The sequence below is a fragment of the Streptomyces sp. NPDC058375 genome (assembly GCF_042723425.1).
Classification (GTDB): Bacteria; Actinomycetota; Actinomycetes; order Streptomycetales; family Streptomycetaceae; genus Streptomyces; species Streptomyces durocortorensis.
The window spans coordinates 19,439-30,236 of the sequence record NZ_JBHXJG010000070.1; the positions used below are offsets into that span (position 1 = coordinate 19,439).

The window sequence follows — 10,798 nt, forward strand, 5'->3', positions numbered from 1 at the left end:
CGGCCGCCTCCGAACCGGCCCTGCGGAGCCGCTACGCGAAGATCACCGTGCGGCGGCCGTTGAGCAGGATGCGCCGCTCCGCGTGCCACTTCACCGCGCGCGCCAGCGCCTGGCACTCCACATCCCGGCCGATGGCGACGAGCTGGTCGGGGGTGACGTCGTGGCCGACGCGCTCGACCTCCTGCTCGATGATCGGGCCCTCGTCGAGGTCGGCCGTGACGTAGTGCGCGGTCGCGCCGATCAGCTTCACGCCGCGCGCGTGCGCCTGGTGGTAGGGCTTGGCGCCCTTGAAGCTCGGCAGGAACGAGTGGTGGATGTTGATGATCCGGCCGCTGAGCTGCTTGCACAGGTCGTCGGAGAGGACCTGCATGTAGCGGGCGAGGACGACCAGCTCGACGTCCTCCTCGCGGACCAGCTCCAGCAGCGCCGCCTCCGCCTCCGGCTTGTTGTCCTTGGTCACCGGAAGGTGCCGGAAGGGGACGCCGTACGAGGCGACGAGCTCGGCGAAGTCCGTGTGGTTGGAGACGACGGCCGCGATCTCCACCGGCAGCGCGCCCGTACGCGAGCGGAACAGCAGGTCGTTGAGGCAGTGGCCGAACTTGCTGACCATCAGCACGATCCGCATCTTCTCGTCCGACCGGTGGATCTGCCAGTCCATCCGGAAGGCCTCCCCGATCGCGGCGAAGCTGGCGCGCAGCTTGTCCACGGTCACGGTGGCGTCCGCCGAGAAGTGGACGCGCATGAAGAACAGACCCGTGTCGTGGTCCCCGAACTGCTGACTGTCCTCGATGTTGCAGCCGGTCATGAAGAGATAGCTCGACACGGCGTGCACGATGCCCTGTTTGTCGGGGCAGGAGAGCGTGAGGACGTACTGCTCGGTCGCGGCAGCGTCCGGGATGGCGGCTGAGGCGGGCTGTGGCGCGGTCATCCTCGTAGCGTGCCACACCCGGGCCGTGCTAGGCGGCCCTGGTCATGATGCGGATGACGTCCAGTGAGCGCGGCGGTATGTCCGGATCCTCCGCGTCGTTGGTGGCGAGCATCACATGGGCCTCGCGAGCCGCCTGGACGGCCTCGGGCCAGCCGGGGTGCTCCAGATAGGCGGAGACGGGGGCGTCCGCGCCGACCTGGTGCATGATCCGCAGGACCCGCAGGGCGGCCGCGTCCACGGCGGCGGCCTCGGCGGAGTCCCTGAATATGGTGCCGACGTACTTCTCGGCGGACCAGTTGTCGAGCCAGGTGTCCTCGACCAGGCGGTACACGGCGTCGGTGACGTCCCCGTACCCTTCCCGGCCGGCGAGCCAGCACTCGTGGTGGAAGACGGGGTCGGAGAGCATGTGCAGCGCCGAGCGCACGTTGGTGCGCCAGCGCCACCACGGCATGTCAGTGAGCGGCATGCCGCCCATGGTGGAGGAGCGACGGCCGCGACGGGAAGAGTTCTCCGAACCTTGCTGCACGGTGCTCGATCGTACGTTCCTTCACACCGCCCCCGCACGGGCCCCCGTAATTCACCTGGACGTCACCGAGCGTTGAGGACCGCACACCGCGCCGTTACCCGGGGCCCGGAAGGGTCCTGGTCCATGACCGGACGGCGACGCCCCACCTTCCCCCGCCCCTTCCCGGGCGTCATCTGCGCGGCGGCGGCAGGGGCGGTCCTGCTGTCCGGCTGCGGTGTGCTCCCTGGGGCCTCGGGGGGGTCCAGGGAGCCCGTCACCGTGATGACCTGGGCGCCCGACCGGTCGGAGGACATCAACGCGGTGAAGATGGCCGGGGTGCCCGCGATGGCGCAGACGTACGCCCGCTGGGTCAACGACACCGGCGGCATCGACGGGCGCGAGCTGCGGGTGGTCGTCTGCGACGAGGGCGACACCTCGCTCGGCGCCGAGCGGTGCGCGCGGGAGGCCGTCGACAAGAAGGTGGCCGCCGTCGTCGGCTCGTACAGCCGCCACGGGCAGAGCTTCATGCCCGCGCTGGAGGCGGGCGGCGTCCCGTACATCGGCGGGTACGGCGCCTCCACCGAGGAGTTCAGCAGCTACCTCTCCTACCCGGTCAACGGCGGCCAGTCGGCCCTGCTGGCGGGCCACGGACGGCAGTTGGGCGGCAGCTGCACCCGGGTCTCGCTGGTGCGGCCCGACTCGATCGGCGGCGACGGCATGCCGCCGCTCCTGAACAACGGGCTGACGGCCGCCCACCGTCCCGCCTCCACCGACATCCTGGCGCCCCTGGACGCCACGTCCTACGACGAGCAGGCCGCGCAGGCGCTGGAGCGGTCCGGCGGCGGCTGTGTGACGGCGGTGCTCGGCGCCCGTACGGAGACGTTCTTCGACTCCTTCCGCCGACTGGAGCCGGACGGCGAGCAGGTCAGGATCTCCTCCGTGCTGGGCAGCGTCAGCCAGCCGCTCATCAACCGCACGGGCGGCCGGAACAGCCCCTTCGAAGGCGCCTACGTCACCGGCTGGTACCCGGACGCGAGGAACGCGCGCTGGCAGCAGATGCGCGACGTGATCGGGAAGTACGCCTTCGGGGACAACCGCATCGACCCGGACGACACCGCCGTGCAGACGACGTGGATCGCGTACACGGCGCTGCGGGCGGCGGTCGGGGCGATCGGTGACGAGGACGTCACATCGGGCCGGGTCGTGGCCGCCCTCAACGGGGGCGTCGAGGTCGACACCGGCGGCCTGACCCCGACGCTCCGCTGGCGCTTCAAGGACCTGGTGGGCACGTTGAGCTACCCGCGCATCGTCAATACGAAGGTGACGTTCCAGGTGGTCCGCGAGGGCCGCCTCACCGCCCAGAAGAAGGGCTTCGTGGACGTCGCTGACGCCCTGACGGACGCCCCGCGCACCTAGGGCCGGTCGTCAAACTGCCGCCTGCCGGGCGACGACGGCAGTTTGACGACACCCCTAGGGGTTCTCGTCTGGATCAGAGCTCGGTGGGCGTGTGCTCGGTCAGGCTGTACTTGCCCGCGATCGCGTTCCAGAGGGTGGACGCCTCGCGCTTGGCCTGGGTGGCCACCCCGCTCTGCTGGTTGGCCTTGGCGGTCTCGTTCGTCGACCGGGCCTGCCCGCCCTTGCAGACGGACTTGTTCTTCTTGGCCTGCCGGGCCCAGGTGGCGTAGTGGTCGTCGGCCGCCGCCGAGGCCTTCCAGGCCCGGTTCAGCGCGGCCGTCAGCTTCGCGTTCTGCGGGAGCTTGTCGACGGTCAGTCCTTCGAGCCGGGTCACCAGGTCGCGGCGCTGCTGGGCGGCGCCCCTGAGATCGGCGTCCGCCCGGTCCAGGTCCTTGCAGGACTTGATCTTCTCGACCGCGCTGATCACCGCGGCCCGGCTGTTGTTGCTGTCGGCCAGCAGCTTGTCCAGCGCCTCGGCCTGCGGCTTCGCCGGGTCGGGCGGCGCCGCCTTGGTGGTGGGCTCCGCCTCGGCCGGTGAACTCTTCGCGGCCACCGGCTGCTTGTCGTCCTTGCCGGAGTCGTCGCCGCCGCTCATCAGCGCGCCCGCACCGAGTCCGATGACCGCGCAGCCGACGACGACCGCGGCGATCAGCGGAACGTGCGCGGACCGCCGGCGCGGGGCCTCGCCGCTCTGCTGCGGGACCGCCCCGTCCTGCTCCGCACGGTCCTGGAAGCCTTGGAGGCCGGACTGGTAGCCGCCGCCGGGCGCCTGCGGCGGCAACTGGCCGCCCTGGGGCTGGCGCTGGGGCTGGTAGCCCTGCTGCTGGTACGGGGACGGGGGCTGCTGCCCCGCATCGAACTGCGGCATCTGCTGTGTGGCGCCCGCCGGTTCGTCGTTGCGGAACAGGTTGTCGAACTCCGCGGGCGGCTGCCGGTCCCCCGGCGCACCGGGCCTGATCCCGTACGGGGCTCCGCCCGGCACCGGGGGTATGTACTGGGTCGCGTCGGCGTCCCCGCCGCCCGGCTGCGGCCCGACGGGGCCGGGGCCGCCGGGGACGGGCGCGATGTACTGCGTGGCGTCCGCGTCACCGCCGGGAACACCGGGAGCCCCGTGGGCGCCGCCGTGGCCGCCCTGGGCACCCTGCGCGCCCGGCCCGGCCTCCGGCGGCAGCGGCTGCGCGTACGGCTGGGAGTTGTGCTGCGGCTGGTGCGGCTGTTCGGGGTGGTTCTGCTGCGGGTACTGCGGCTGGTACGCGCCAGGCTGCTGGGGCTCGTGCTGCTGTTGGTAGGGCCCGGGCGGCTGAGGCTGTTGGTAGGGCCCGGGCGGCTGAGGCTGCTGGTACGCCCCGGGCTGCTGGTACGTCTCCGGCCCCGGCGCCTGCTGCGCGGGCGGCAGTGGCTGTGCCGGCGGGTAGCCGTAGCCGCCCTCCGGCTGCTGCTGCGGCCCCCACTGCTGCCCCCACGGCTCACCGCCCGCAGGAGCCCCCTGCTGCCCGCCCTGCCCGGCCGCGGCCCCCGGGGTCCAGGGGGCTCCGCCGTCGGCGGGCAGCACGACACCCTCGTGCGCGGGTCGTGCGGCGGGGAGCTGGTGCTCGCCGCCCTGTCCGCCCTGTCCGCTCTGCGTCACCGGGACTCCTACGTGTGAACCTACGGAATCGTCGGCTCACGCTATCGGGTGGCCGCCCGCCTCCGCCAAGCGCGTGGTGCCCCTCACGCCCCCTTCACAGGGTGGGTAACACCCCGCGGCCCAACGACGCTGTTATAGGGCCGGGCCGCCACGCCGGGCCCCCGGAACGCCCCGGAAGCGGCCCGGCCGCCCCGGGCGACCACCCCTTCCTCACGCCGCCTGGAGCTCCAGCCGCTCGCCGAACTCCCGCACCGCGGGCTCCTCCCCGTAGGGCGTGAGCCGCTGCTGGAGGTCGTCGAGATATTCGGCGCCCCGGCTGGAGCGCACCGTCGACAGCAGCTCCATCGCCCGCGTCCCCGTGTGGCACGCCCGCTCCACCTCCCGCTGCTGCACCTGGGCCGAGGCGAGCAGCACCAGCGCGATGCCCCGACGCCGGGCCCGGGTCTCCGGCAGCGCGGCCAGCGCCTCCTTGGCCCGCCGGGCGGCCTCGTGCGGCTGCCCCAGATCCCGGTGGCAGTGGGCCAGTTCGTCCGCGAGGTAGCCGGCGTCGAAGTGCCGGATCCAGACCGGGTCGTCGCCGGAGTCCGGGTCGGCCTGCTCCAGCGCGGCCACCGCCCGCCCCGTCACCGCGTGGCAGGTCCGGGCGTCCCCGAGGAGTGCGTGGCCCCGGGCCTCCGCCGCGTAGAACATCGCCTGGGCGCGGGGGGTGACCTGGCCCCGGGCCCCTTCCTGCGCGGCGCGGGCCAGTTGGGCGATCTCGCGGGGGTTGCCGAGCTGGGCGGCGAGATGGCTCATCGAGGCGGCGAGCACATAGCCGCCGTACGCCCGGTCGCCCGCCGCCTGGGCGAGGCGCAGCGCCTGGATGTAGTAGCGCTGGGCCAGGCCCGGCTGCCCGGTGTCGACCGCCATGTAGCCGCCGAGCTCGGTGAGGCGGGCCACCGCGCCGAACAGCTCGCGCCCCACCTGTTCGCGGTACGCCCCCGAAAGCAGCCCGGAGACCACGCTGTTGAGGTAGTGCACGAGCACCGGCCGCACATGGCCGCTGCCGAAGCGGTGGTCGAGGTCGGTCAGCGCGGCGGTCGTCGCCCGCACCGCCTCGACGTCGGACATCCCGACCCGGGCCCCCGCTGTCCGCTCGACCTGCGCGTCCGGGCCCGAGATCAGCCAGTCCCGGCTGGGCTCGACCAGCGCGGACGCGGCGACCGCCGACCCGGCGAGCAGATCGCGGCGGCCCACGTCGCTGCGCCAGAGCTCGCAGACCTGCTCGACGGCCCCGGCGACGGTCGGCGCGTACTGGAGGCCGACGCCGGAGGCCAGGTTCTTGCCGTTGGCCATACCGATCTCCTCGATCGTGACCGTACGGCCCAGCTTGCGGCCGAGCGCCTCGGCGATGATCCCCGGGGCCCGGCCCCGGGGCTGCTGTCCGCGCAGCCACCGGGCCACGGAGGTCTTGTCGTAGCGCAGGTCGAGCCCCCGCTCGGCCCCGACCATGTTCACCCGGCGCGCGAGGCCCGCGTTGGAGCAGGCGGCCTCCTGGATGAGCGTCTGAAGCCGTTCGTTGGGCTGGCGGGCTACGAGAGGCCTTGCAGCCATATGTCCCCCTGAAACATCGGTTATGTGCAGTGATCGGTGGAAGGGATCACTGCCCGGCACATACACAAGAAATGCGCATATTCCATCGGCACTCGGTACGGACTCGGTACGGACATGGCGCGTTGCACCGTCGCGCGGGCCCGGGAGCGGTCCTGGGCGGCGGCCCTGGAGGTGGTTACCCGTCCTTCGGTGTGACGCCTCACGCGCGCCCCCGCCCGTGCACCGGTGCGCCCCGCGTGCAGGATCGATGCGCCGGGCCCGGTTCAGGGGAGGCCGTAACCCCAGGTGACGGCGGGAGTTGTGCTGGGCGTGGAAGAGCCCATCGGAGTCACGGAAGCCGCGCAGGTCCCTCAGCAGCGGAGCGAGCCGCTGCTCGACGCCGCGGTGCGGTATGCGGAAGAGCGTCACTGGGACGTGTTCCCCGGTACCTGGCTGGAGGCGGCGGGCGGCGGGGAGCCGTGCTCGTGCGGCGACGCCGGCTGCGCCCTGCCCGGCGCCCACGCGGACCGGCCGGACTGGGCGGGCCAGGCGACCGGCAGCGGGGCCGCGGCCCGGCGCATGTGGACCCGGCAGCCCCGCGCCTCGGTGCTGCTGCCGGCCGGCCGGGCCTTCGACGCGCTGGAGGTCCCCGAGTCCGCGGGCTTCCTGGCGCTGGCCCGGATGGAGCGGATGGACCTGACGCTCGGCCCGGTCACCCGCACCCCCGACCGCCGGATGCTGTTCTTCGTGCTGCCGGGCGGCGCCGCCAAGGCCGCCGAGCTGGTGCGCGCGCTCGGCTGGAACGCCGAGGCGATCGATCTGACCGGCCGCGGCGAGGGCCACTACGTCGCCGCCCCGCCGACCAGGGTCGGCGGCCGGGGCGCCGTGCAGTGGGCCCGCCGGCCCACCCACGCCAACCGCTGGCTGCCCGATGTGGACGAGCTGATCAGCCCGCTGGCGTACGCCTGCGCCCGGGAGGCGGCCGACTCCCGCGCCCGGGCCTCGTAGGGCGCCAGGGGCCTTTCGTAGGGTGGACCCCACCACGTGGGGACCATCGAGAGGCTGTGCCATGCCGGACCGGGCAGATGCGCGTACGGAGACAGAGGTGGCGACGGACGCGGCGACAGGCGGGGCGCACGAGGTGCGGCCCGCCGTCCGCGTACAAGGGCTGTGGAAGCGGTTCGGGGAGCAGATCGCCGTCGCGGGGGTCGATCTGGAGCTGCCCGCGGGCAAGTTCATCGGCCTGGTGGGGCCCAACGGGGCGGGCAAGACGACGACGCTCTCGATGGTCACCGGGCTGCTGCGGCCCGACATGGGGAAGATCGAGGTCGCGGGCCACGACGTGTGGACGGATCCGGTCGAGGTGAAGTCCCGGATCGGGGTGCTGCCGGAGGGGCTGCGGCTGTTCGAGCGGCTCTCGGGGCGTGAACTGCTCGCGTACAACGGCCGGTTGCGCGGGCTGCCGGGCGACGAGGTGGACAAGCGGGCCACGCAGTTGCTGGACGTGCTGGACCTCGCGGGCGCGCAGCACAAGCTGGTCGTCGACTACTCGACCGGCATGCGGAAGAAGATCGGGCTCGCCGCCGCCCTCCTCCACAATCCCGAAGTGCTGTTCCTGGACGAGCCGTTCGAGGGCGTCGACCCGGTCTCGGCACAGACCATCCGCGGGGTGCTGGAGCGCTACACCCGGTCCGGGGCGACCGTGGTCTTCTCCAGCCATGTGATGGAGCTGGTCGAGTCGCTGTGCGACTGGGTCGCCGTGATGGCGGCGGGCCGGATCAAGGCGCAGGGCACGCTGGCGGAGGTACGCGGTGACGCGCCGTCGTTGCAGAACGCCTTCCTCGAACTGGTCGGCGCGGGCGGCCGGGACAACGGCGACTCCCTCGACTGGCTGGGCGGCGCCCGATGAGCGTGCTGGACGCCCCGGTCACCTCCGCCGCCCCGGCGCCGGTGACGAACCTGACCCCCGTCTTCGTACGGCTCAAGCTGACGCTGCTGCGCAACGGGCTGCGGCAGTCCTCCGGGCGCAAGGCGGCGTTCATCGCCTCGCTCGTCGTCAGCCTGCTGCTCGCGGCCGGTCAGGTGCTCGCCCTGGTCCTGCTGCGCGGCAACGAGCACGCGGGCACGGTCGTGGTGCTGCTGACCGGGGTCGTGGCGCTCGGCTGGGCGGTGCTGCCGCTGTTCTTCCCCAGCGGTGACGACACCCTCGACCCGACCCGGCTGGTGATGCTGCCGCTGCGGCCCGAGCCGCTGATCCGGGCCCTGCTGGTGTCCTCGATGGTCGGCATCGGCCCGCTGTTCACCCTGTGCCTGGTGGTCGGCTCGGTCCTCGCGCTGGCGCACGGGGCGGCGGGCGTGGTGTTCGCGGTGCTCGCGGTCCCGCTGACGATGCTGCTGTGCGTGGCGCTGTCCCGGGCGGTGGCCACGGCCAACGTACGGCTGCTGAACTCCCGCAAGGGCCGCGACCTCGCGGTGCTCAGCGGGCTGGTGATCGCGGTGGGCATCCAGTTCGTCAACTTCGGCGCGCAGCGGCTCGGCCAGGCGGGCGGGCTGTCCGCTCTGGACCCGGCGGCGAGCGTGGTGCGCTGGCTGCCCGGCGCCTCGGCCGTGGCGTCGGTGGACGCGGCGTCGGACGGTTCGTACGCAGTCGCAGTCGCCCAGCTCCTGATCACGGTGGGCGCCCTGGTGGCGCTGATGTGGATGTGGCAGCGGAGCCTGGTGAAGCTGATGACCGCGCCGGACGGTTCGACCCTGACGGCGGCGGAGCCGGCCCGCAAGGAGAAGGAGTCCGGGCGGCGCGGTCTGTCGGCGCTGCTGCCGGAGGGCCGTACGGGGACGGTGATGCAGCGCAGTCTGCGGTACGTGGCCCGGGATCCGAAGACCAAGGCGGCCTGGGTGACGGCGCTGGCGGTCGGAGCGATCGTGCCGCTGCTCAACGCGGTGCAGGGCACCGGCTCGGTCTACTTCGCGTGCTTCGCCGCCGGAATGCTCGGCATGCAGATGTACAACCAGTTCGGCCAGGACACCTCGGCCTTCTGGATGGTGGCGCTGACGATCTCCTCGCCCCGGGACGCGTACGTCGAACTGCGGGCGCGGGCGCTGGTCCTGCTGCTGCTCACCCTGCCGTTCACGCTGCTGGTGTGCGGGGTGACGGCGGCGATGATCGGTGACTGGCGGTCGCTGCCGGGGGCGCTGGGCCTGTCCTTCGCGCTGCTGGGCTCGATGCTGGCGACGGGGGCGGTGGCCTCGGCGCTGTTCCCGTACTCGATTCCGCAGGAGGGCGCGTTCAAGAACGTGGTGCCGGGGCAGGGCGGCCTGGCCTGGATCTCGATCCTCGGCGGCATGCTGGCCGCGGCGCTGCTGTCCGCGCCGGTGATCGTGCCGACCATCTGGATGCACGTCACGGACCACCACGACGCGCTGTGGCTGATGGTGCCGGGCGGGCTCGTGTACGCGACGCTCATCGGGTGGGCGGGGCTGCGGATCGCGGCCGGGCGCACGGCGAACCGGCTGCCGGAGATCCTGGCGGCGGTCAGCAAGGGCTGAGCCGCCCCCTCGGCGGGGGCGGGAGCCGAGGGCTACGGCGAGACCGGTTCGCGGTCGTCGCGGTTGTCCTCGGCCAGTTGTTCCAGGAAGGGTTCGACGGCGGCCCGCCAGCCCTCCGGCTGGTCGTAGTGGACGAGGTGGCCGGCGTCCGCCACTTCCGCGTACTGCCCGCGGGGCAGGACCCGGACCATCTCCTGGGCCTCGGCTCGGCCCAGCTCACCGTCGAGGCCGCGCAGCACCAGTGCGGGGCACCTGACCTGGGCCAGCTCCTCCCAGTGGGCGTCGAAGACCCAGGTGGCGCGGGTGCGGAGCATCTGGGTGCGGGAGAAGACCGGGCGCCAGCCGTCCTCGGTCTCGGCCATCACCTCGGCGTAGAACTCGCCGCGCGCGGGGTTCGGCCGCTCCACCCAGGGGTCGTCCTCGCCGAACCACTTCCGTACGTCGGCGAGGGTGGCGAAGGGCAGCGGCCAGGAGTCGAACCAGTCGCTCCACTCGCGCTGGGAGGCCGCCCCGAGGGCGGAGGCCCGCATGTCGCAGACGACGAGGGCGCGGACGAGGTCGGGGCGCTTGGCGGCGAGCTGCCAGCCGGTGAGCGCTCCCATGGCGTGGCCGACGACGGTGACCGGGCCGAGCCCGAGCTGTTCGATCGCGGCCTCGGCGTCGGAGACGTAGGCGTCGCGGGTGTACGGTCCGTCGGCGGGCTTCTCGCTGCGGCCGTGGCCGCGCTGGTCGAGGCCGACCGCGCGGTGCCGTTCGGCGAGCCAGCGGGCGGTCGGGGCCCAGTGCGAGGCCCGGCCCATCAGCCCGTGCAGCAGTAAGACGCCGGGAGCGCCGACCGCTTCCGCACGCTCCTTGGGCGGGTCGGCGAACTCCCATGCCGCGAGGCGTACGCCGTCGGTTCCGGTCACATCGATGCGCCGCACCATAGTCCTGGCACCCCCTTCTGGTCCTCGATCACCGTGTGGTCGCGCCCCGCCAGGCTATCGAACCTTTATTCGAAAACGGGGTTCCGCCACCCAAGACCCCACGTTCGAGTGACACCCGTCAAGGATTGATGCCGGCCGGCCTGGGGAGATCTTCAGCGGGAGGCGGGCCGCTCGGGGACAGGGGCCCGCGGGAACTGACCTTGAGGGCTCGGGGCTCCAGGTCAGCACAGGGGAGGAAC

General features: G+C 73.0%; 9 protein-coding genes. 4 read left to right on the forward strand and 5 right to left on the reverse strand.

The genetic code is table 11. The features are described from left to right. Positions 1 to 31 precede the first annotated feature (31 nt). Together purU and ACFWM7_RS14500 are read right to left on the reverse strand one after the other, a co-directional pair. Positions 32 to 928: a formyltetrahydrofolate deformylase gene (purU, locus tag ACFWM7_RS14495; RefSeq protein WP_383260074.1), complete on the reverse strand. Its 897-nt coding sequence runs from the start codon at positions 926 to 928 to the stop codon at positions 32 to 34. Positions 929 to 956: 28 nt separating this feature from the next. Beyond that, positions 957 to 1,403 (reverse strand): hypothetical protein, encoded by a 447-nt coding sequence (locus ACFWM7_RS14500; protein ID WP_383260092.1) that lies wholly within the window; start codon positions 1,401 to 1,403, stop codon positions 957 to 959. 174 nt (positions 1,404 to 1,577) lie between these two features. On the opposite strand from ACFWM7_RS14500, the gene ACFWM7_RS14505 reads away from it, so the two are divergent. Next, the gene (locus ACFWM7_RS14505; RefSeq protein WP_383260076.1) at positions 1,578 to 2,849 is read left to right on the forward strand and encodes an ABC transporter substrate-binding protein; all 1,272 of its coding nucleotides are present in this window, start codon (positions 1,578 to 1,580) and stop codon (positions 2,847 to 2,849) included. A gap of 73 nt (positions 2,850 to 2,922) precedes the next feature. On the opposite strand, the gene ACFWM7_RS14510 is transcribed toward ACFWM7_RS14505, so the two are convergent. Together ACFWM7_RS14510 and ACFWM7_RS14515 are read right to left on the reverse strand one after the other, a co-directional pair. After that, positions 2,923 to 4,515, reverse strand: a complete 1,593-nt coding sequence (locus ACFWM7_RS14510; protein ID WP_383260077.1) for a hypothetical protein — start codon at positions 4,513 to 4,515, stop codon at positions 2,923 to 2,925. A 210-nt stretch (positions 4,516 to 4,725) separates the two neighbouring features. Then, positions 4,726 to 6,108, reverse strand: a complete 1,383-nt coding sequence (locus tag ACFWM7_RS14515) for a transcriptional regulator (protein ID WP_383260080.1) — start codon at positions 6,106 to 6,108, stop codon at positions 4,726 to 4,728. A gap of 300 nt (positions 6,109 to 6,408) precedes the next feature. Between ACFWM7_RS14515 and ACFWM7_RS14520 the strand changes: the two genes are divergently transcribed. From ACFWM7_RS14520 to ACFWM7_RS14530, 3 genes are all read left to right on the forward strand, one after another. Beyond that, positions 6,409 to 7,095, forward strand: coding sequence for a bifunctional DNA primase/polymerase (locus tag ACFWM7_RS14520; protein WP_383260096.1), 687 nt, complete (start codon positions 6,409 to 6,411; stop codon positions 7,093 to 7,095). A 61-nt stretch (positions 7,096 to 7,156) separates the two neighbouring features. Next, the gene (locus ACFWM7_RS14525) at positions 7,157 to 7,996 is read left to right on the forward strand and encodes an ABC transporter ATP-binding protein (RefSeq protein ID WP_383260081.1); all 840 of its coding nucleotides are present in this window, start codon (positions 7,157 to 7,159) and stop codon (positions 7,994 to 7,996) included. Then, the gene (locus ACFWM7_RS14530) at positions 7,993 to 9,633 is read left to right on the forward strand and encodes a transporter (protein WP_383260083.1); all 1,641 of its coding nucleotides are present in this window, start codon (positions 7,993 to 7,995) and stop codon (positions 9,631 to 9,633) included. Before ACFWM7_RS14525 ends, ACFWM7_RS14530 begins: the two co-directional genes overlap by 4 nt. A 32-nt stretch (positions 9,634 to 9,665) precedes the next feature. Here ACFWM7_RS14530 and ACFWM7_RS14535 read toward each other — a convergent pair whose 3' ends face one another. Next, a complete protein-coding gene (locus ACFWM7_RS14535) occupies positions 9,666 to 10,559 on the reverse strand; it encodes an alpha/beta fold hydrolase (protein ID WP_383260085.1) in 894 nt (297 codons plus the stop codon). Between the last annotated feature and the right edge of the window lie 239 nt (positions 10,560 to 10,798).